This is a genomic window from Afipia sp. OHSU_II-C1, assembly GCF_000497575.1.
Taxonomy (GTDB): domain Bacteria; phylum Pseudomonadota; class Alphaproteobacteria; order Rhizobiales; family Xanthobacteraceae; genus Afipia.
Genome location: NZ_APJI01000010.1, coordinates 90145 through 110714, shown reverse-complemented (window position 1 = coordinate 110714; position 20570 = coordinate 90145). Strand labels below are relative to the sequence as shown.

The window sequence follows — 20570 nt, the reverse complement described above, 5'->3', positions numbered from 1 at the left end:
GGGGCAAAGCTTACGCCGCGAGAGCGGCTTTGGCCTTTTCAGCAATCGCCTGGAACGCCGCCGGTTCGTGGATCGCGAGATCCGACAGCACCTTGCGGTCCACAACGACGCCCGACTTGGCGAGGCCGTTGATAAACACGCTGTAGGTCATGCCGAACGGGCGCACGGCCGCGTTGAGGCGCTGAATCCAGAGCGCGCGGAAGGTGCGCTTCTTCAGCTTGCGGGCGCGGAAGGCGTACTGGCCTGCCTTGTCTACGGCGGCCTTGGCGGCGCGGATGGTGTTCTTGCGGCGGCCGGAAAAACCCTTGGCGGCCTTGTAGACTTTCTTGTGCTTGGCGTGAGATGTGACGCCGCGTTTAACGCGAGACATGATGCATGTCCTTCAACTGGAAAAGTGAAACAGGTGGCCGCGCAAATGCGGCCCGGTGAACCGCTTTAGGCGTTCGGCAAGAAGTACTTCTTGACGTTGTCGCCGTCGGTCTTGAACAGAATCCGCGTGCCGCGGAGCTGGCGAATCTGCTTCTTGGTCCGCTTGATCATGCCGTGGCGCTTGCCTGCATGGGCGGACACCACTTTTCCGGTCCCGGTTACTTTGAAGCGCTTTTTGGCGCCCGACTTGGTCTTCAGCTTGGGCATTTGGCTCTCCTGTTGCCGCAACAAAAAACCGCCCCGAAAGGCGATCTGGCGGCTGAAATGCTCGTTAGAGCGTTGAAAATGCTCAACTTAATCCCGTGTGGAGAAAGTCGGCATTGGCATCGCCACGGCAGCCCTTAATCAGCCGGGCGACGAAGGTTGGGCTTATGGCAGAGGATCGTGGAATTGGCAACGATTAACGGCGTCTCTTGAACGAAAGGAGCCCTTTCAGCGTCTATTTTGGAAGACCCCCGGCACCCCTCGCACTGGAAGGCCAGCCCCATGAATATCAGCGTTCTGAAGCGCTCGACCACCTTCGCTTTTGCCGCGGCGGCTCTGCTTGCCTCCTCTCCGAGCCAAGCCGCCTCGTTCGACGGTCCCTGGACCGTGATCATTGTCACCCAGGCCGGCAACTGCGATGCCGCCTACAGCTTTCCGCTGCAAGTCAGCGGCGGCCGTATCGTCTCGACCGGCGGCACCACCATCAACGGGCGGATCGGCGGTGGCGGCGGGGTCAATGTCGCGATTTCCAGCGGCGGCTCCTCCGGCAGGGCCAGCGGGCGGCTGTCCGGCTATTCCGGATCGGGCCGCTGGAGCGGCGTCCTGAACGGTGCCAGATGCAGTGGGCGCTGGGAGGCGCATCGGTAATATAATATTGGAATTATTAGATATTTTCAAAAGTGCGCCGCGATTGCTGCACCGCGCTAGAAGTCTTGCCACATTGTGACTATATCCCTCCCAGCATCCACCCAACGCGAGGGATACCCAGATGGCCGCGCGCGCCAAGACGATTGCTTTGTCCTCGACCCCAGCCGCCCGGCTGTTCGCCCTTGCGGCCTTTGCCGCCGCAGCGCTGACGGCGGCTGTCGTGCTGGCGACCTCGGCCAAGGCCGGTTCCTCGTTTGATGGATCGTGGAAGGTCACCATCATCACCCAGTCGGGCAATTGCGATCCGGCCTACAGCTATCCCGTGAAGGTCGAGGGTGGCCGCGTCAGTTATTCGGGCAGCGCTGACTTCGATATTTCCGGCCATGTCGGCGATGCCGGCGCGGTCAATGTCACCATTGCGCGCGGTGACCAGAAGGCCAGCGGCAGCGGCAAGCTCTCGGCCAATTCCGGCTCGGGGCAGTGGAGCGGCAAATCCTCCAGCATGACGTGCTCGGGCCGCTGGGAAGCCACGCGGGCTTCGTAATTCGCTCAGCGGCATTCGCTGAAACGAAAAAGCGCCGCGGAGAGCGGCGCTTTTTTGTTTGTCTCGTCCGTCATTGCGAGGGGCGTGAGCGACGAAGCAATCCAGCTTGTTTCGTTGCCCCGCAATTGACCTCAGCGCGGCGCCAGCACCATGACGACCTGACGTCCTTCGAAACGGGCGTCCTGTTCGACCTTCGCGACGTCAGCGACGGCGGCCTTCACCTTGTCCAGCAGCTTGGTGCCGATTTCCTGATGCGCCATTTCACGGCCGCGATAACGCAGCGTGATCTTGACCTTGTCGCCTTCCTCGAAGAACCGCAGCATCGCACGCATCTTCACGTCGTAGTCGTGGTCGTCGATCATCGGGCGGAGCTTGATCTCCTTGATCTCGACGACCTTCTGCTTCTTGCGGGCTTCGGCGGCTTTCTTCTGCGCGGAATACTTGTACTTCCCGTAGTCCATGATCTTGCAGACTGGGGGATTGTTGTTCGGCGAAATCTCGACGAGATCCATGCCCGCTTCCATCGCCATCTTCACCGCGACCGCCGTCTCGACGGTACCGTGGTTGACGCCCGTCTGGTCGATCAGCTGAATGGTGAGATTGCGGATTTCATCGTTGGTGCGCGGCCCGTCTTTTGCGGCAACGGGCGGGGCTCTGTTGGGACGGCGAATGGGTAAATCTCCAGTGTTGTGAACGAGGCAATCAGTTTGAAGGATTAGGGCCTGCCGGGCAAGCACGACAACGCCGCGGGGCGCATTTTCCGGGCGCTGCCGCAGGACATCGGGATAAGCCATAAAACCGTAAAATGCCTGACAAATATCCGGCCCGGCGCTCTCCGCAGCCCGCTTCACATAGAGGTATGGCGTCCGGTTCGCAAGCGCGCTCAGACACCTGCGCGTTGACGGACTGCGCTGTGGGCCTCCATAACAGGCCCGACGGGGCAATATTTCATGACGCAGACATCCAACGGTTCCGCCGTGCCGGAGCTCAGCTTCATCGACGTGGGCGATGCCGGCGCGATGCGGCGCATCGCGGTCCGCCGGCGCGCTGGCGCGCTGCCGGGGGTGTTCTGGCTCGGCGGCTTCAACTCCGACATGAAGGGAACCAAGGCACAGGCGCTCGATGAATGGGCTGCCGAGTACGGCCGCGCCTGCGTGCGGTTCGACTATTCCGGGCACGGCGAATCCGGCGGCACCTTTGCGGAGGGTACCATCGGGCGATGGCACGAAGAGAGCCTCAAAGTGTTTGACGCCTTTTGCGAGGGCCCGCAGATCGTGGTCGGCTCGTCCATGGGCGGCTGGATGGCGCTGCTGCTGGCGCGCGCGCTGGCCAAGCGCCGGGGAACGGCTTCACGCGCGACGCTCGCGGGGCTGGTGCTGATCGCGCCGGCGCCGGACTTCACTGAAGATCTGATGTGGAAAGGTTTCTCGCAGGAGATCCGCGACGAGATCATGACCAAGGGCGTGTGGCACCGGCCTTCCGACTATGGCGAGCCGTATCCGATCACCCGCAACCTGATCGAAGAAGGCCGCAATCATCTTTTGCTCGGGGGCACCATCGATGTTGGATGTCCGGTTCGCATTCTGCAAGGAGCGCAGGACCCGGACGTGCCGTGGCGGCACGCTTTCGCGCTGACGCATTGCCTGCCCAGCGATGACGTGGTGCTCACACTGGTTCAGGACGGCGATCATCGGCTGTCCCGTCCTCAGGATATCGCGCGCATGCTAAGCGCGGTCAGTGAGCTATCGAACGGTTAGGCGCGCCGTCAGGCCAGCCCCGCTGTCCATTCGCTCCGCACATTCTCATCGGCATCATGTGACCGCGCGGCGAGTTCGGAAAACTCCTCGCGCGGCAGCAGGCGCGACAGCGCCCACACCGCCGCGCCGCGCACCAGCGGACTCTCGTCATCAAGCAGACGGCGGGCTTCGGTCTCTAGCGTCGCATCGCCGCTGTTGCCGATGGCAGTGAGTACATTGCGAATGAAGCGGTCTCGGCCAATTCGCTTCACGGGCGATTTGGCGAACAGTGCACGGAACGCCGGGTCGTCAAGTTTCGCCAGTTCGGCGAGCGCTGGCGCGCGCAGCGCATCGCGCGCTGCGAGTTTTGCCTCATGGCCTTCCTGCGCGAACTTGTTCCATGGGCACACACTCAGACAATCGTCGCAGCCATAGATGCGGTTGCCGATCGCCTCGCGGTGCTCGCGCGGGATCGCGCCCTTGTGCTCGATGGTGAGATACGAAATGCATTTGCGCGCATCGAGACGATACGGCGCGGGAAACGCGTTGGTCGGGCAGATGTCGAGACATGCCTGGCACGATCCGCAGTGATCGATGTCAGCGGTGTCACGCGGCAGATCGAGCGTGGTGAAGATGGCGCCGAGAAACAGCCACGAGCCGTATTCGCGCGACACGAGGTTGGTGTGCTTGCCCTGCCAGCCGAGACCGGCGGCCTGCGCCAGCGGCTTTTCCATCACCGCGGCGGTATCGACGAACACCTTCACGTCGCCGCCGGCATGAGCGATCAGCCAGCGCGCCAGCGTCTTGAGGCGCTTCTTGATCAGGTCGTGATAGTCGTCGCCGCGCGCATAGACCGAAATCGCGCCACGTGTTTTCTGCTCGAGCAGCGCCAGCGGATTTTCATCCGGCCCGTAATTCATCCCCAGCATGATGACCGAGCGCACATCGCTCCACAGCACCTTGGGGCTGGCGCGGCGCGTGGGCTCATTCGCGAGCCAGTCCATGTCGCCGTGAGATCCGGCATCGAGAAAGAACTGCAACCGCTCGCGCGCACCTGCGATGGCGTCGGGATCGGTGATGCCGATGGTGCCGAAACCGATGATGCGGGCTTGTTCGGTCAGCGCGGCCTTGATGGCGGCGGCGTCGACAGCTTGCGCCGGTCTCAGAAGTCGAGATCGATGTAGTGCGCCGAGGCCGGGACCCCCGCCATCCACTCGTTCAGCAACGGGCGGAACGACGGGCGGGACTTGATCCGCACGTACCACGCCTTGGCTGCGTCGTCCTCGTTCCATGGCACATCGCCCAGATAGTCGATCGCCGACAAATGCGCGGCGGCGGCAAGGTCGGCAAAAGTCAGTTGATCTCCGGCGAGAAAATTCCGGGTCCGCGCCAGCCAGCCGATATAGGCCAGATGATAGCGCACATTTGCCTTTGCCGCGCGCAGAACATCGGTCGATGGCGCGCCGCCGCCATGTTCCGGCTTCATGAACCGCTTGTAGACGCGCTCCGTCACCAGCGGACCGCTGGCCTCCTCGAAAAACTTGTCGTTGAACCACGACATCAGGCGCCGCACTTCGATGCGATCGTTCATCGCTCGTGGCAGCAGGCGGTGTTCTCCCAGCGGCGCGCCATGGATCTCGTCGAGGAATTCAGCGGCCACCCCCGGCCCCGGCATTGCGGGCGTGCCTTCGGCAATCAGAACCGGCGTGTCGCCCGCCGGATTGAGCGCGAGAAAGGCCTCGCGGCGATCCCAGACCAGTTCCTCCACAAGCCGCATGTCGAGACCATGCTCACCGAGCGCAAGGCGCACGAAACGTGATCGGGGACAAAACGGATGATGGAACAGCGTGAACATGCAGCTTTTGATAGTCCGGTTAGGTTTAACAAAGGGTCTCGAAGCGCGGTTAACGCGTTACACGTTGAGCCTGATAAGCAGGCAATAGGCCATTTGCCAATCCTCAATTTCATGGATTTGCCGTTGCGGCAACACGGCGAATGGGCGACAAGAACGCGGGTTGAGGAACCCACTGGTGGAGTGGATTTGACATTCGCTACCCGTCTCCCAACGAATGAGGCAAGCGAATGTCAAATCCAAAACTCCACCAACAACTTAACATTTGCTAGTGGTCCCTCGCTTCTAACATTCGCAAGAATGCCTGCTGCAATGGAGTGCGAATGTTAGAATCGGACCACTTGCGCTTCGGATTATCCCCAGATGTTAGCTGATCTTTTGAAGGCCCTCGTTCTCGGAATCGTCGAGGGCGTGACCGAATTCCTTCCGGTGTCGTCCACGGGGCATTTGCTGCTTGTGGAACGGTTCATGGATCTGGATCGGGATAATTTCTGGAAGACCTTCGCGGTGATGATCCAGCTCGGCGCGATCCTCGCCATTCTGGTGATCTACTTCGGCCGATTGTGGCGCGTCGCGCTCGGCATGTTTTCCGATCCGGCGGCGCGGCGGTTCGTGATCGGCGTCTTGCTGGCGTTCTTTCCCGCGGTCGTTCTCGGGCTGATCTTCGGAAGCTTCATCAAGAGCGTGCTGTTCAATCCCTGGGTGGTCTGCTTCACGCTGATTGCCGGCGGCGCGGTACTGCTCTGGGTCGATCAGCAGGATTTCAAGCCGCGCTACCACGACGCCATGGCGTTCTCGCTGCCGATGTATCTCGGCATCGGCATCGCGCAATGCGCGGCGATGATTCCCGGCGTGTCGCGCTCAGGCGCGTCGATCGTCGCGGCGATGCTGTTCGGCGCGGACAAGCGTGCGGCCGCGGAGTTCTCGTTCTTTCTCGCAATCCCGACCATGGTCGGCGCGTTCGCGTATGATTTTTACAAGAACCGCGCTGACATGACGATGGACCACGGGTTGATCATCGCAGTCGGTTTCGTGGTGTCGTTCATCACCGCGATCATCGTGGTGAAGACGTTCCTAGGTTACGTCACCCGCCACGGCTTCGCGTTGTTCGCATGGTGGCGCGTCATCGTCGGCTCGCTCGGCCTGATCGCGCTGGCGCTCGGGAAGTAACAACAGGCGTCGTCCCGGCGCAGGCCGGGACCCATCACCCCTGTCAACGCTCGTTGCGGAGAGAATCTTCCGGCAGCTTTCCAGAACGGGGAGTGCGACGTTTATCGGTTCCGGCATGCGCTTCGCTTGCCGGGATGACGAAAACGTCTCACGCGTCCTTGTGCGCAAACTGTCCGGTCTTGCGGTAGCGCCAGAGATAGGACGGTGCCACTGCTTCGAGCGAATCTGGTGTGACGCCGAGGCCTTCCAGCGTCAGCCCCGCCGCATTCGCTGCTTCCGACACCACGTTGTCGCTGCGCAGCAGCTCAACCTGATCCGGCGTCAGCTTCATGTCGCCCGGCGCGAACTGCAGGAAGTACGCCTGAAACTTCGCGAGCGCGAACGGCAGCGACACCAGCATGGTGTCCCGGTACGTGATCTTCACAATGTCCTCGATGATCTCGCGCATCGTCATCACTTCGGGGCCGCCGAGTTCGTAGGTCGCGCCCGGCCTGGTCTTGCCGTCGACCGCATCGGCGACGGCATTGGCGACGTCACCGACATAGACCGGCTGCAATTTCGTCAGTCCGCCGCCGATCAGCGGCAGCACCGGCGAAATGCGGGCGAGGGCCGCGAAACGGTTGGTGAACTGATCTTCGGGGCCGAACACCACGGAGGGCCGCATGATCGTTGCGGACGGCGCAGCCGCAAGGACTGCGGCTTCGCCCGCGGCCTTGGCGCGCGCATAGCGCGAGGCTGAATTCGCATCCGCGCCGAGCGCCGACACATGCACCACGCGCGCACCGATCTCGCTCGCGGCGCGTGCGACAGTCTCCGCGCCCTTGGCCTGAACCGCGTCGAAGCTCTGCGCGCCGCTCTCGGACAGGATGCCAACCAGGTTGACAATCACGCTTGCGCCGCGCGCCGCGGCCTGCACCGAGGCCGGGTAACGCAGATTGGCCTGCACGGCGTGAATTTGGCCGACCCGGCCCAGCGGCTGCAGGTGACCGGCCAATTCAGGCCGCCGGACCCCGACCCTGATGCGATAGTCCCGCTTGGCGAGCGCCCGGACCACGTGCCGGCCCAGAAAACCCGAACCTCCGAAGACCGTGACAAGCGTATCGATGCGGGCTGACATGGGTGGTTCCTGCACAAATGGACAAAACGGGACGGCGGCGCCGCCTGTTTCCGCGATACGCCATCATCCTTGCGCTGTATAGGCCATTCCGGCGCCACCGTTGCTGCAAAAAATCGTAGAAACTCCGGAATCAGGATGCTCGGTCAATTTGACAAGCGCACGCCCTGTCCTTAGTAACCGCACCCAATGCCCAGGTGGCGGAATTGGTAGACGCGCTGGCTTCAGGTGCCAGTGGCTTAACGGCCGTGAAGGTTCGAGTCCTTTCCTGGGCACCACAGATTCGAAAACGGTCTCCTCCCGGGGGTCAGGTTTTCCGAAACGGTGCACCCTCATTCCAGGTTTCGGTGGTGCTTTTGTGAAAAATACCGCCGTTGTCCTGATCGCGGCCCTGTTGTCGGTCGCTCCCTGCGTTGCGATGAATGCCCGGTTCGCAGCGAGCCTGAAGAAGCTCGATCCGCAGACACGGCTGGAGCAGGTCTGCGACCTCGAAGCCATGAGCCGGATCGACCGCGACGCCAATCCCTATCACCCCGACCGCGCCAAGACCGACGTGCTGTCCCATCCGCAGCATGCGGGCGACACGGTCGCGGGCAAGGGCGGCGCCTTCCGCAGCAAGGGACGATGGTATTCGTTTTCCTTCGCGTGCAAGGGATCGCCGGACCACATGAAGGTGCTGTCGTTCAGCTACAAGATCGGCGACCTGATTCCCGAATCCAGATGGGCATCGCTGGGCCTGTGGCGCTGACGAGGTTGCCGTGATGGCGCAGGCGGGCCCGCGCGGCGTCCGCTATGGAGACCCGCCATACTTGGACGGATCATCGTAGGACACAGGCGCTTCGCCCGGGCCGATGCGATAACCGCCCGGAACGGAGTCGTCGCGATAGAGGTGCGCTCCGCTTGGGGTGACGAAGGCTGGTACCGCCCCCTGGCTGCGGCTGATGACGTGTTTGGATTTGGCGTGATGCGCGCGTGTGGCGGCGTTGCCAGGAATGCAGAGAACGATCAAAAAGCATATTGCCAGGCCGGAACGCATTGTATTTCTCCAATCGGCTCGCCCCTTCGATCAGATGGTGCTTCGGCTGCCCCGGTAAAGCTCATAGGGGGCTGTCCAGCATGATCGGAATAAACGGCAGCACGCGGGGACAACCGGCTTGGTGGATCGGAGCAGTGTCGGCACAAGAGTGTCGGGACGGAGGTATCAGGCCTCATTCCCCCTCGTCGGCAGGGATTTTGGACGGTAGTTTAGGCCCGTCGATTCGACCCATCTGCAAAGGTTCTGACAGACCATGACCATCCGCCTGCACCGCGGCGACTTGCCGGATCTCTCGCGCTACACGCAGTCGGTGGCGATCGACACCGAGACGCTGGGGCTCAATCCGCATCGCGACCGGCTGTGCGTGATCCAGCTGTCGAACGGCGACGGCACCGCGGATGTGGTGCAGATTCCCGCCGGCCATACCGATGCGCCGAATCTGAAAAAGCTGCTCGGCGATCCGAAGGTCACCAAGATTTTCCATTTCGCGCGGTTCGATCTCGCGGTGCTGTTTCATGCGTTCGGCGTGATGCCGGAGCCGGTCTACTGCACCAAGATCGTCTCGCGTCTGGTCCGCACCTACACCGACCGCCATGGGCTGAAGGATCTGGTGCGCGAGGTGCTCGGCGTCGATCTGTCGAAGCAGCAGCAGTCGAGCGACTGGGGTGCGGCATCATTGACCGACGCGCAGCTCGCGTATGCGGCCTCCGACGTGCTGCACCTTCATGCGCTGCGCGAAAAGCTCGATGCGATGCTGGCGCGTGAGAATCGCGAGGCGCTTGCCGCCGCCTGCTTCCAGTTCCTGCCCACCCGCGCGAAGCTCGACCTTCAGGGCTGGGAAAACGACGACATCTTCGCGCATTCATAATTTCTGCCGTTTGCAGCCGATCGCGCCATTTGCAGCGAAGTTTGCCCGGTTTCGGTCACTTTTTTGCTCTTTGCCAAGTGCTTGGTAAGGCGGGACAAATGCCGGGCTGCAAAACGGCGCGTCATTGCGTAGAATGACGGCGCTATCCCGGCGCTTCGGAGCATGTTTTGTCGGTTCAGGGCCACAGCTATCAGGCTGGAGCGGATGCGCGCTACGCGAAGGCGAGGCGCCATAGCCGACGTGTGCGCCAGATGCGAGTGGCCGTGCCGGTCATGGTGGCTGCCGCGATGCTGACGATCATCGGCATTTCGCTTTTCAACCCGTTCAGGATTCTTTCAAAGCTGCCGATCGACATTGGCAAGCTCGGAGTCTCGGGCACCAAGATCACGATGGACTCGCCCCATCTTGCGGGCTTTACGCCGGACAACCGTCCCTATGAGCTTTGGGCAAAGTCGGCGATCCAGGATGTGACCAAACCGAACAATGTCGAGCTGAACGAATTGCGCGCGAAAGTTCAGATGGAAGACAAGACGGGCATCACCATGGATGCGCGCACCGGCCTGTTTGATACAAAAACCCAGTTGCTGGAGTTGAAGGAAAACATCTTCCTGCAATCTTCCACTGGTTACGAGGCGCGGCTGACGCAGGCCACCGTCGATATCGGCGGCGGTATGGTGTCCTCCGATGAGCCGGTGGCGGTGAAGTTGTTGAACGGGACGCTTGACGCCAGGCGTCTCAGAATAACCGAAAATGGCGCGCTGGTGCGCTTCGAAGGCGGCGTCTCGATGATCCTGATCCCGGAGGAGCCGAAGGATACGGCGGCCGGTAATCAGGCTCCCGCGCGGGATGCTGCTGCAAAATGATTTTTGGGATGATGAAGATTTACAACGGTTCCGAGACCATCGGTGTCATGCGCGCGGTTGCGCGCGCACTGTCTGTCGGAGTGGTCGCCGCCGCCCTGTGCGCGCCGCTCGATGCGCATGCGCAGAGTTCTGCAACGGGCGTGCCGAACGCAATGCAGGGCTTTTCGCAGAATCGCGACAAGCCGATTCAGATCGATGCCGCGTCGCTGGAAATGCGCGACAAGGACAAGGCTGCGACGTTCAGCGGCAATGTGAAGGTCGTGCAGGGCGACACCACCATGCTTTGTAAGACGCTGGTCGTGTTCTACGATAGCAACGAGGCGTCCGGCGCCAAGAAGACTGCGATGAAATCGGCGACACCCGGACCGAGCGGCAGTTCGTCCATCAAGCGGCTGGAGGCGCAAGGCGGCGTCATCGTCACCCAGAAGGACTCGACGGTCACAGGCGACAAGGGTGTCTTCGATATGCGCGCCAACACCGTCACGATGCATGGCAATGTGCTGCTGACCAAGGACAAGAACGTGCTGCGCGGCGACCGTCTCGTTGTCGATCTCACGACCGGTGTCTCGCGGGTCGAATCGAACAGCGGACGCGTGCAGGGCGTTTTCCAGGCCGCTCCCGCCGGGTCGCCGGCAGGCGGTAATTCCGGCGGCGCGCAACCTTCAACGGCGCCGAGTGCTCCCGGAAAGCCGCTTAAACTCAATGACTTGGCCACTCCCCGAAAGCGCAACAGTTGAACCGGAGACGGCAAGCCTGTATCACGCAGCCCCTGAACATTTGGGGATGGGCAATACGGCTCCGGTCCATCATGCTCAGGCAACAACCCAAAGGCTGATTTAAGCGGGCATGGTGGACTTCCTGCGCATCTTTCGTCGTCGAGGCCCGGCGCGTGGACGGCAGGGCTTTGCCCGCTCGCAGCAGGACGGCCTGCGTCAGGACATCACATCGCTGGCTGCGCGAATGGGCGACATCTTCAGGCCGGCTGCGGGTGAGAAACCCTTGGCGAACCGCGAGAGCGCGCCGGTCAGGCGCGAAGCTGTCGCTGCCGCAGTTCAGCGCGATCCTCCGACGCTTGCACCTCAGGAGGCGTCCGCATTTACCCATGACGCGCCACCCATTCCGCGCAATTTGCCGCGGGATGTTTCAAGAGAGCAGCCGCGCGAGAATGCGCCGCGCAGCCGCGCAGCCGCGAACGGAACCGCGCCGCGTGCGCAGCATGCCGGTTATCTGGCGATTCATGGCGTCGAAAAAAGTTTCGGCACGCGCAAGATCGTACACGGCGTGAGCATCTATGTCCGTCGCGGCGAAGCGGTCGGCATTCTCGGTCCGAACGGCGCGGGCAAGACCACCTGCTTCTACATGATTACCGGCCTCATCAAGCCGGATCGCGGGCGCGTCGAACTCGACGGTCACGATGTGACGCAGTTGCCGATGTATCAGCGTGCGCGGCTCGGCATCGGTTATCTGCCGCAGGAAGCATCGATCTTCCGTGGCCTCTCGGTTGAGAACAATATTCGGGCGGTGCTCGAAGTGGTCGAACCGGACAAGCGCAAGCGCGAACGCGAGCTGGATTCGCTGCTCGAGGAATTCAACATCACGCGGCTGCGGAAATCGCCCTCCATCGCCCTGTCGGGCGGTGAGCGCCGGCGCGTGGAAATCGCCCGCGCGCTGGCTTCGCGTCCGAGCTACATGCTGCTCGACGAGCCGTTCGCGGGCATCGATCCGATTGCGGTTGGAGACATCCAGCAGCTGGTGAGACATCTCACGGCGCGCGGCATCGGCGTTCTGATCACCGACCACAATGTGCGCGAGACGCTGGGCCTGACCGACCGCGCCTATATCGTCTACGCCGGGGCGGTTCTGACCGAGGGCAGTCCGGACGAGATCGTCAACGATCCGGACGTTCGGCGCCTCTACCTGGGCGAGGAATTCCGGCTCTGATTTACCTTAAATCCCGGATCGGATGAGTTGGGCCGATCTCCCAAATTTTCAAAACGTCAAGCCGTGTACAAGCTTGCAGGAAAAGTATAAGCAAGAAACGGACCAACTTTTGGACCGGATCTCGTTTTTATGGCCCTGACGCAGAGACTAGAGTTCCGCCAGTCGCAGTCGCTGGTGATGACGCCGCAGCTGATGCAGGCGATCAAGCTGCTGCAACTGTCGAATCTCGATCTCGTGGCGTTCGTCGAGGACGAACTGGAACGCAATCCGCTGCTCGAGCGCGCGAACCAGGATGGCGCTCCGGATCACGGCGAGCCTGCCACCGGCCACGCAGAAGCGGATGGTGGGGATTTTTCCGACGGTGGAGCCTCGGGGACGGACGGCGAACGGTCGTCGGACGGCTTTGAGGCGGGCACTGAGGAGTGGATGGCGCCGGATCTCGGGACCCGCACTGAGATCGAGCAGACCCTCGACACCGGTATGGAGAACGTCTTTCCCGAAGAGCCTGCGGACGCGGCGGCCCGCAACGCGCAGGACGCTGCGCCGACGGCTTACACCGAATGGGGCGGTGGCGCCTCCAATGACGACGACTACAATCTCGAGGCATTCGTTGCAGCCGAAACGACGCTGGGCGGGCATCTCGCCGAGCAGTTGGCGGTTGCATTCCCCGATCCTGCGAGCCGCATGATCGGGCAGTATCTGATCGATCTTGTCGATGACGCGGGCTATCTGCCGCCCGATCTCGGCGAGGCACACGAAAAACTCGGCACCTCGCTGGAAGCAGTCGAGACGGTGCTTGCGGTTCTGCAAAAATTCGATCCGCCCGGCGTGTGTGCGCGCAACCTGAGCGAATGCCTCGCGATCCAGTTGCGCGAGCGCGACCGCTACGATCCCGCGATGCAGGCGCTTGTGGAGAATCTCGATCTGCTGGCGAAGCGGGACATCGCGTCGTTACGGAAAATCTGCGGCGTCGATGACGAAGACATCGCCGACATGATCGGCGAGATTCGCCATCTCGACCCCAAGCCCGGCCTGAAGTTCGGATCGACCAAGGCCCAGAGCGTCGTGCCGGATGTTTATGTTCGTCCGGGACCGGACGGCGGCTGGCATGTCGAACTCAACAGCGACACCTTGCCGAAGGTGCTGGTCAACCAGACCTACTATTCGCAATTGTCGAAAACCATCCGCAAGGATGGCGACAAGTCCTATTTCACGGATTGCCTGCAGAACGCGACGTGGCTGGTGCGCGCGCTCGACCAGCGGGCGCGGACGATTCTGAAGGTCGCCACCGAAATCGTTCGCCAGCAGGACGGATTCTTCACGCAGGGCGTCGCGCATTTGCGTCCGCTCAATCTGAAAGCCGTGGCGGACGCCATCCAGATGCACGAATCGACCGTTTCGCGGGTGACGGCGAACAAATACATGGCAACCAACCGCGGCACGTTCGAGCTGAAGTATTTCTTCACCGCCTCGATTGCATCGGCCGACGGCGGAGATGCTCATTCCGCCGAGGCCGTGCGGCACCGCATCAAACAACTGATCGATGCGGAAAACCCGACCGCTATTCTTTCGGATGACACCATCGTGGAACGTTTGCACGGCGACGGCATTGATATAGCCCGGCGCACGGTCGCGAAGTATCGTGAAGCCATGCGTATTCCTTCGTCCGTGCAGCGACGCCGCGACAAGCAGAGCATGCTCGGCACAGCATTAACGTCGGCCTCCCCGGCCGTGGACAGGTCCCGCGACACAGCAACCGCTTGACTGCGTCACCAAGAAGCGGAACGCTGAGACATCCGAACTGCCAGTCCGAAAGTGAGGTAACGTCATGACACTCCGGGTCTCTGGAAAAAGCATCAGCGTCGGCGAAGCTCTGCGTGATCGCGTCAGCGAGCGAACCGAGGAAGTGCTCCGGAAATATTTCGACGGCAACTACTCAGGCCACATCACGCTCAGCAAGGACGGTTTCGGCTTTCGTACCGATTGTTCGCTTCATCTGGATTCGGGAATTACGCTGGAGGCGGATTCCATGGCCGCCGACGCTTATGCAAGCGCGGACCAGGCGCTGCTGCTGATCGAGAAGCGCTTGCGCCGTTACAAGAGCCGCCTGAAGGATCGCTCCGCGCGCAAGGCGCATGCAGCCACCGCAGCGCTGTCCGATCTGAATGGTGCGGGATATGGCGGACCGGGTCTCGACGCGCCGAGCTATGTGATCGAAGCGCCGTCCGATGACGACGTCACCGAATTCAATCCCGTCATCATCGCCGAGGCGGTGACGTCCCTGAAGCGTTTTTCGGTGAGCGAGGCGGTCATGGAACTCGATCTGACGGGCGCGGCGGTGATGGTTTTCCAGCACGGCGGCAGCGGCCGGGTGAACGTGATATATCGGCGCCCGGACGGCAACGTCGGCTGGGTAGACCCTCCCGCAGTCGCCGAGCCGGTTCGCCATTGACGCCTTGAATAAGCCTAACTATGGTCCGCCGCCTTTCAGGGACGCGGGCCATGGCTGGTCCCAAGGGCCCTTGACGCTGCCCGGTCAAAGACCGATTTAGTAAGAACACCAACGGCTTAACTTATCCTCGGAACGCTCCATGACGATTACCGATCTGGTCGCACCGGAGGCGATTCTTCCTGCTTTGAAAGTCAACAGCAAGAAGCAGGCCCTTCAGGAGCTTGCGGCACGCGCCGCTGTCCTGACCGGACAGAACGAACGCTCGATCTTCGAGGTGCTCCTCCAGCGCGAAAAGCTGGGGACCACCGCTGTCGGCTATGGCGTGGCGATCCCTCACGGCAAGCTGCCGAAACTCGACAAGCTCTCGGGCCTGTTCGCGCGGCTGGAGCGTCCGATCGATTTCGAGGCCATGGATGGTCAGCCGGTCGACCTGGTGTTTCTGCTGCTGGCCCCCGAAGGCGCCGGCGCGGATCACCTGAAGGCGCTGGCGCGGATTGCGCGGCTGCTGCGCGATCAGGACATCGCCAAGAAGCTGCGCGCATCGAAGGATGCGCAGGCGCTTTATTCGGTGCTGGCGCTACCGCCGGCAACGGCCGCCTGAGAAACAGAGCTTCGGTCGAGGCGGCCCAACGAGAGCCGCACGTTCCCCAAATCCCGTTTGCTTAAAACTTGGCCGCGTATAAGATTCTAACGCGCGCTCAGGTTGACCGCTGAATTCCATGGTCGCTCACGCGCAAAGCCGCGGGAGCAGGGCGTGGTGAAGCAGTTCTTGATCGCGCTGGTCTGGATACTCGTCCCTTTCGCTGTTCTGGCCCAAACCGATCAAGACAGGAAATTGTGCGAGGCTGAAGACGCCGACGCAGCAATCCCGGCGTGCACGCGCCTGCTCGAAACCGGCAAGCTCGACGATAAGGGCCGCGCCGTTGTCTTGACCAATCGCGCGACGGCTTACTGGCGCAAGGCTGATTTCAATCAGGCGATTGCAGACGCCGACAAAGCCATAGAGACCGATGCCCGGTACGCGCCGGCCTATGTGAGGCGTGGTGGCTCATATGGCGGAAAAGGCGATCATGATCGTGCGATCGCGGATGCCACCCAGGCCATCGCGCTCGATCCAAAAGATTTCAGGCCTTATGCAAATCGCGGATTGGCGTACGCCCGAAAAGGCAATTTTGATCAAGCTATGGCCGATGTCGAAGAGGCGGTAGCGATCAGCCCAAAAGATTCTCGCGTCTATCTCGCGCGCGGAGGTGTTTACGCTCAAAAGGGCGACATGGATCGGGCAGTCGCCAACTTCACAAAAGCGATTGAGATCGATCCAAAACTTCTTAATGCTTACGGTGGTCGCGGCAACGCTTTGTTGCGTAAAGGTGAGTATGATCAGGCAGTTGCCGATTACACCAAACAAATTGAGATCAACCCGAAAGAGGCGCGTGCCTACAATGGTCGCGGCTATGCCTATTTGCGTAAAGGTGACTACGATTCCGCTATTGCGGACATCACCAAGGCGATTGAGATCAACCCAAAGCTTCCCATTGCCTACGGCGACCGAGGCAGTGCTTACGCGCGTAAGGGAGATTATGATAGGGCGATCGCGGACTACACGAGGGTCATTGAAATTAGTCCAGGCGACCCCCATGCCTACCATGGTCGCGGCTATGCCCATTTGCGCAAAGGTGACTACGATTCCGCTATTGCGGACATCACCAAGGCGATTGAGATCAACCCAAAGCTTTCCGCTGCCTACGGCGACCGAGGCAGTGCTTACGCGCACAAGGGGGATTATGACAGGGCGATCGCCGACTACACCAAGGTGATTGAAATTAGCCCCAGCGATTCCCGTGCGTACGATGGTCGTGGCAATGCGTATGCGCGCAAGGGTGATTATGATCGGGCCATCACCGACGCCTCAAAGGCGATTGAGATCGATCCGAACTTTCCCAATGTCTATGGCAATAGGGGGAGCGCTTATGCGCATAAAGGCAACTACGATCAGGCGATTGCTGATTATGCTAAAATGATTGAAATCAATCCGAAGGACGCCCGTGCCTACGATGGTCGCGGCAGTGCCTATCTACGCAAGGGTGACTATGATCGGGCAATTGTCGATTACACCAAGTTGATTGAAATGGACTCGAATTCCACAAACGCCTACCGCAATCGCGCAAGCACCTACGAACGCAAGGGAGATTACCAGGCGGCGGTTGCCGATTACGCGCGAGTAACGGAACTCGATCCAAAAAATTTTACATACGCCAGATCGCTGGGATTGATGAAGTTCTTGACCGGGGATTACATGGGCGCTTCGAAAGACCTCGCGCGCGCTCTCGAATTGAGGAATGATATCTACGTGACGCTATTCCTTTACTTGGCGCGCAAGCGTGCGGGAGAGGTGGCGGAAACAGAGCTGGAGGCAAATACAAAATTGCTTCGGGTCAAGATTTGGCCCTACGCTCTGGCAGAGCTTTATCTCGGAAAGCGTTCTGCCGCTCAATTGATGGCAGCAGAAACGACAAATAACATGCGCTGCCAAACACAATTCTATGTCGGCGAGTGGTACGTGCTTAACGGGAGCATGGAAGATGGGCTTAGAGCTCTGGACGCTGCTGCCCAGTCTTGTCCTAAAGATTTGATCGAAGCCAAAGCGGCTGTTGCCGAATTGAAGCGGTTAAAGCCGTAGCCTCCGGAATGGCGCCGGATAGTATCGAGTGAGCGCAGCTTGCACCATTTCGTGATGGGCACAGCAATCCCCGAGTTCCGGACCTCCCTTATCGGCGTTTCCTGTTCGTGAGGGGCGCTTCTCGATGGCGCTTTTGAAGCGGAACAGGATGCGGCGCCTGCACGCGTGTCTCGCACACACGCCGTTCGGGAGGCTGGGGTCACCGTCCGGGCCAACTACGTGGCTCTGCCGTTCGCGGCTAGACGCGGTGGCGAATGAAGACAGGCGAAAGTCGGCCGGATCAGGGGCCGAGTCGCTCCTCCATCCTCCCCCGGAAGTACGGTCCCCAGCTTACAAATCGCAGCGCAGCATGGCGCTGGCGCTACCGCCGGCAACGGCCGCCTGAGAAACAGAGCTTCGGTCCAGGCGGCCCCAATGCGCGCACGGCAAACCCGTTGTCAAAATCCCACGGCTTCAGCCATCTGTTCGACCCGCGGTGGGCACAAAGCTGCCCCTCCATGGATCGGAGGCGGTCGGTCGTCTTCGTCGTCAAGCCGGCGCAGAGCGCCAAGGATGTCTTTCAACGGGATCGTGTCAGGGGAGCCGGGTAACTGGCGGAGCCAGGGGTTATCCCTGACGGCGAATGCATCCGAGGCCCATGCGGCGAGGACGCAGCGCTTCTCCGCAGGCGAGAGAACAGGGCTCTTAAGGACCTCCGACGGATGACTGAAAGTTGCGGCCAGAAGTGAATTTGCATGAATGTCGAAACCGGTTTCACGAACGTTCATGGTCGCCTCCTATTGCTCCTTTCTGTTTAAGACGGCGCCGAAGAATTTAGAGCGACCGACAAGCCTTTCAAGGCGGCGTTCAAAGAATTTTTCGAGGGGGTCTTGAAACCTATCGGATATTTTCTAGTTTTTTCTTCGCCGTTTATCGGCCCGGGTGCCCTTCGGGGGTCCGGAGGAGACGGGCATCAGAGGTGTTCGGTGCTCGCTTATATCCAACTTGCTCAGTGGAGGATTTGGCTATGAGAACTTCTTACGACTTCACCCCGTTCTGGCGATCATCTATCGGCTTCGATCGTCTGTTTGACCTCGTCGATGCTGCGCAGCAGCAGGCTGAGGCTCATTACCCGCCGTATAACATTGAGAGACTGGGCGATGATCAGTACCAGATCTCCTTGGCGTTGGCGGGTTTCCGCCCCGACGAGATCAATGTGACAGCCGAGCAGAATGTGCTCACCATTGAAGGACGGAAAACGGACGAAAAGCGCGAGTATCTCTACCAAGGGATTTCCGAGCGCCATTTCCGCCGACAGTTCAACCTCGCAGACTACGTGCAGGTAAGAAACGCGTCCTTCGACAACGGGCTTCTGCGCATTGAACTGGTCCGGGAGATCCCGGAAGCGATGAAGCCTCGGCGGATCGCCATCAACGGCATTTCAAATATTCAACAACTCGACTCAAAGGCCGCCGCATAACTCCGGGCCGCTCTTTTAGTCCGATGTGGTCCCCGCTGGTTTGAACTGGCGGGGTCCGCTTCTCTCAAACGAAAGGAAAGATGGAGGACCGTCGTGTCGACGATGATGGTTGATGAAAAACTTGCCCGCATACGAGCGCGGGCCAGCAACGTTCAGCGATATCGTCGCTTGCTGAAGACAGAGCTCACCGAGATAGAGCGTTGCTTTGTGCTGAAGCGATTATCCGAAGAGCAGGATGCGTTGGCGAAACTGACCGACGAGACATTTCCTCTGCCCATCGGACCTTCGAGATCAGAGAAAACTATCGCGGCTTCCCTTTAATTGGTGGGCTATGGCCGGCAGCGTCCACGACTACTTGGTGCGAGGCCATCAAAAGGTCATCGGCCACTACAAATTCTTGCTCAGGTCGCGAAGCCTTTCACCCTCCGAAAGGGAGCTATTACAATCTCGGTTAGCAAAGGAAGAAGAGGAGCTGGGGGCACTGATCGAGTCGGTCTGGAAAACCGGTCATCAAGCAGGCTAAAAAGGGAGCTGTTGCCACGGCGGTGTTACGCAGCAGACCTGCGAGATTGTCCGGTTTCGTGACGATGGCAGCTCGGTCCGACAAAGGGCGTGTAGCAACAAACAAAAACGGCAGCGCTCGCCGCGCTGCCGCTTCGTTTCCGATCGTCGCGTCACTGCGCGGCTTGCGCCGGTTCAGTGAAGGCTGACGGTCTCCAATTCGTTGCTCCATGCATTCGCGATTGCCGCTTCGCGGCTGTCGGTCAACATGATCGGCGTGCCGTCAGCGGCGTGAAGCGCGAACAGCTTCAGGCCGGGCGCGATCTGCGGCGCCTGCGGGAAAAGTCCCGGCACGTCTTCCGAGCGAATCTGTTTGACGTAGGCGATATGGCCTTCGCCCAAAGTAGCCAGCGCCTCCAGAGAGACGGTGGGTTCGAAGATAACATTACCTTCAGTCATGGTCTCGACTCCTTGCAGTTGTTAAGCGGTCGAGTCCGCTACTCGTTCCATTATTCGTGCTCATTGATGGCTATCGTCTTAACGACCCGTTCAGGCTCGGGACGAGCCAGATCGATCGACAGCAGGCCGTTCTTCAGGTCTGCGCCGATGACATACATCCCGTCGGCCAGCACGAAGGTGCGCTGGAAATGACGCGCGGCGATGCCGCGATGGATGTATTGCCGGGTCTTGTCGTCCTGCTGGCGGCCCCGGATCACGAGCTGGTTTTCCTCAGTGGTTACATCAAGTTGATCGCGGGTAAATCCTGCGACCGCCAGCGTGATCCGCAAGCGTTCGGGCTGGCCTTCTTCACGGCCGCACCGCTCGATGTTGTAAGGAGGATAACCGTCTGCGCCTTTCACGACGCGATCGAGCGCACGCTCAATCTCGTCGAATCCCAAAAGGAACGGACTCGATAGCGAAGGAACACGAGACATTCACAAAGTCCTCTCGAAGCGACTTTGGGTCGGAGCCCTTGCGGCACCCCTTCCTGGGTTCCCGGCAGCCTTGCGGCCTGCCGGTTGAAACAAATATGGCGATGTCGCCTGCGTTGTTCAAGAACCTCTAACTCCCCG

25 protein-coding genes and 1 tRNA gene are annotated in these 20570 nt (G+C 60.6%); 16 read left to right on the top strand and 10 right to left on the bottom strand.

The window, feature by feature from the left end:
• Positions 1-10 precede the first annotated feature (10 nt).
• Positions 11-370 (bottom strand): 50S ribosomal protein L20, encoded by a 360-nt coding sequence (rplT, locus tag I554_RS0110055; protein WP_024576740.1) that lies wholly within the window; start codon positions 368-370, stop codon positions 11-13.
• 65 nt (positions 371-435) lie between these two features.
• A complete protein-coding gene (gene rpmI, locus I554_RS0110050; protein WP_002713838.1) occupies positions 436-636 on the bottom strand; it encodes a 50S ribosomal protein L35 in 201 nt (66 codons plus the stop codon).
• A gap of 279 nt (positions 637-915) precedes the next feature.
• Between rpmI and I554_RS0110045 the strand changes: the two genes are divergently transcribed.
• Together I554_RS0110045 and I554_RS0110040 are read left to right on the top strand one after the other, a co-directional pair.
• Positions 916-1281 (top strand): hypothetical protein, encoded by a 366-nt coding sequence (locus I554_RS0110045; protein WP_024576739.1) that lies wholly within the window; start codon positions 916-918, stop codon positions 1279-1281.
• A gap of 121 nt (positions 1282-1402) precedes the next feature.
• Complete coding sequence (locus I554_RS0110040) at positions 1403-1825, top strand: hypothetical protein (protein ID WP_024576738.1); 423 nt, start codon at positions 1403-1405, stop codon at positions 1823-1825.
• 131 nt (positions 1826-1956) lie between these two features.
• Here the strand turns inward: I554_RS0110040 and infC are convergent, their stop codons facing one another.
• The gene (gene infC, locus I554_RS0110035; RefSeq protein WP_192817742.1) at positions 1957-2496 is read right to left on the bottom strand and encodes a translation initiation factor IF-3; all 540 of its coding nucleotides are present in this window, start codon (positions 2494-2496) and stop codon (positions 1957-1959) included.
• Between the two features lie 279 nt (positions 2497-2775).
• Here infC and I554_RS0110030 point away from each other — a divergent pair, with 279 nt between their 5' ends.
• Positions 2776-3582, top strand: coding sequence for an alpha/beta hydrolase (locus I554_RS0110030; protein ID WP_024576736.1), 807 nt, complete (start codon positions 2776-2778; stop codon positions 3580-3582).
• Positions 3583-3590: 8 nt separating this feature from the next.
• Here I554_RS0110030 and queG read toward each other — a convergent pair whose 3' ends face one another.
• Positions 3591-4775, bottom strand: coding sequence for a tRNA epoxyqueuosine(34) reductase QueG (queG, locus tag I554_RS0110025; RefSeq protein WP_024576735.1), 1185 nt, complete (start codon positions 4773-4775; stop codon positions 3591-3593).
• Positions 4724-5416 (bottom strand): glutathione S-transferase family protein, encoded by a 693-nt coding sequence (locus tag I554_RS0110020; protein WP_024576734.1) that lies wholly within the window; start codon positions 5414-5416, stop codon positions 4724-4726. Before I554_RS0110020 ends, queG begins: the two co-directional genes overlap by 52 nt.
• A gap of 360 nt (positions 5417-5776) precedes the next feature.
• Between I554_RS0110020 and I554_RS0110015 the strand changes: the two genes are divergently transcribed.
• Entirely contained in the window at positions 5777-6583 is an 807-nt protein-coding gene (locus tag I554_RS0110015) for an undecaprenyl-diphosphate phosphatase (RefSeq protein ID WP_024576733.1), read from the top strand.
• A 148-nt stretch (positions 6584-6731) separates the two neighbouring features.
• Here the strand turns inward: I554_RS0110015 and I554_RS0110010 are convergent, their stop codons facing one another.
• Positions 6732-7700, bottom strand: a complete 969-nt coding sequence (locus I554_RS0110010; RefSeq protein WP_024576732.1) for a complex I NDUFA9 subunit family protein — start codon at positions 7698-7700, stop codon at positions 6732-6734.
• 188 nt (positions 7701-7888) lie between these two features.
• Here I554_RS0110010 and I554_RS0110005 point away from each other — a divergent pair.
• Both I554_RS0110005 and I554_RS0110000 read left to right on the top strand, forming a co-directional pair.
• Positions 7889-7975: transfer RNA gene (locus I554_RS0110005), tRNA-Leu, on the top strand.
• A gap of 80 nt (positions 7976-8055) precedes the next feature.
• The gene (locus tag I554_RS0110000) at positions 8056-8445 is read left to right on the top strand and encodes a DUF930 domain-containing protein (protein WP_024576731.1); all 390 of its coding nucleotides are present in this window, start codon (positions 8056-8058) and stop codon (positions 8443-8445) included.
• Positions 8446-8487: 42 nt separating this feature from the next.
• On the opposite strand, the gene I554_RS0109995 is transcribed toward I554_RS0110000, so the two are convergent.
• Positions 8488-8733 (bottom strand): hypothetical protein, encoded by a 246-nt coding sequence (locus tag I554_RS0109995; RefSeq protein WP_024576730.1) that lies wholly within the window; start codon positions 8731-8733, stop codon positions 8488-8490.
• Between the two features lie 253 nt (positions 8734-8986).
• Here I554_RS0109995 and I554_RS0109990 point away from each other — a divergent pair, with 253 nt between their 5' ends.
• The 8 genes from I554_RS0109990 to I554_RS0109955 all read left to right on the top strand — a co-directional run bounded on the left by I554_RS0109990 (position 8987) and on the right by I554_RS0109955 (position 17537).
• Positions 8987-9601: a ribonuclease D gene (locus I554_RS0109990; protein ID WP_024576729.1), complete on the top strand. Its 615-nt coding sequence runs from the start codon at positions 8987-8989 to the stop codon at positions 9599-9601.
• Between the two features lie 167 nt (positions 9602-9768).
• On the top strand, positions 9769-10464 hold the full coding sequence (lptC, locus tag I554_RS0109985) for an LPS export ABC transporter periplasmic protein LptC (protein ID WP_024576728.1): 696 nt from the start codon (positions 9769-9771) through the stop codon (positions 10462-10464).
• Positions 10461-11201 carry an LptA/OstA family protein gene (locus I554_RS0109980; protein WP_024576727.1) on the top strand — a complete coding sequence of 247 codons (741 nt, stop codon included), beginning with the start codon at positions 10461-10463 and terminating at the stop codon, positions 11199-11201. The genes lptC and I554_RS0109980 overlap by 4 nt, the downstream gene beginning before the upstream one ends.
• A gap of 109 nt (positions 11202-11310) precedes the next feature.
• Positions 11311-12405 carry an LPS export ABC transporter ATP-binding protein gene (gene lptB, locus I554_RS0109975; RefSeq protein WP_024576726.1) on the top strand — a complete coding sequence of 365 codons (1095 nt, stop codon included), beginning with the start codon at positions 11311-11313 and terminating at the stop codon, positions 12403-12405.
• 129 nt (positions 12406-12534) lie between these two features.
• Positions 12535-14169 (top strand): RNA polymerase factor sigma-54, encoded by a 1635-nt coding sequence (rpoN, locus tag I554_RS0109970; RefSeq protein WP_024576725.1) that lies wholly within the window; start codon positions 12535-12537, stop codon positions 14167-14169.
• A 64-nt stretch (positions 14170-14233) separates the two neighbouring features.
• On the top strand, positions 14234-14857 hold the full coding sequence (raiA, locus tag I554_RS0109965; RefSeq protein ID WP_024576724.1) for a ribosome-associated translation inhibitor RaiA: 624 nt from the start codon (positions 14234-14236) through the stop codon (positions 14855-14857).
• Positions 14858-14996: 139 nt separating this feature from the next.
• Positions 14997-15458 carry a PTS IIA-like nitrogen regulatory protein PtsN gene (ptsN, locus tag I554_RS0109960; protein ID WP_024576723.1) on the top strand — a complete coding sequence of 154 codons (462 nt, stop codon included), beginning with the start codon at positions 14997-14999 and terminating at the stop codon, positions 15456-15458.
• A gap of 153 nt (positions 15459-15611) precedes the next feature.
• Positions 15612-17537 carry a tetratricopeptide repeat protein gene (locus I554_RS0109955; protein ID WP_051373162.1) on the top strand — a complete coding sequence of 642 codons (1926 nt, stop codon included), beginning with the start codon at positions 15612-15614 and terminating at the stop codon, positions 17535-17537.
• A gap of 437 nt (positions 17538-17974) precedes the next feature.
• Here the strand turns inward: I554_RS0109955 and I554_RS26325 are convergent, their stop codons facing one another.
• Positions 17975-18304 carry a hypothetical protein gene (locus I554_RS26325; RefSeq protein WP_034473668.1) on the bottom strand — a complete coding sequence of 110 codons (330 nt, stop codon included), beginning with the start codon at positions 18302-18304 and terminating at the stop codon, positions 17975-17977.
• Between the two features lie 239 nt (positions 18305-18543).
• Between I554_RS26325 and I554_RS0109950 the strand changes: the two genes are divergently transcribed.
• Complete coding sequence (locus I554_RS0109950; protein WP_024576721.1) at positions 18544-18996, top strand: Hsp20 family protein; 453 nt, start codon at positions 18544-18546, stop codon at positions 18994-18996.
• A 102-nt stretch (positions 18997-19098) separates the two neighbouring features.
• Positions 19099-19317, top strand: coding sequence for a hypothetical protein (locus I554_RS0109945; protein ID WP_051358588.1), 219 nt, complete (start codon positions 19099-19101; stop codon positions 19315-19317).
• 375 nt (positions 19318-19692) lie between these two features.
• On the opposite strand, the gene I554_RS0109935 is transcribed toward I554_RS0109945, so the two are convergent.
• A complete protein-coding gene (locus I554_RS0109935; protein WP_024576718.1) occupies positions 19693-19956 on the bottom strand; it encodes a DUF1150 domain-containing protein in 264 nt (87 codons plus the stop codon).
• 50 nt (positions 19957-20006) lie between these two features.
• Entirely contained in the window at positions 20007-20432 is a 426-nt protein-coding gene (locus tag I554_RS0109930) for an Hsp20 family protein (RefSeq protein ID WP_024576717.1), read from the bottom strand.
• Between the last annotated feature and the right edge of the window lie 138 nt (positions 20433-20570).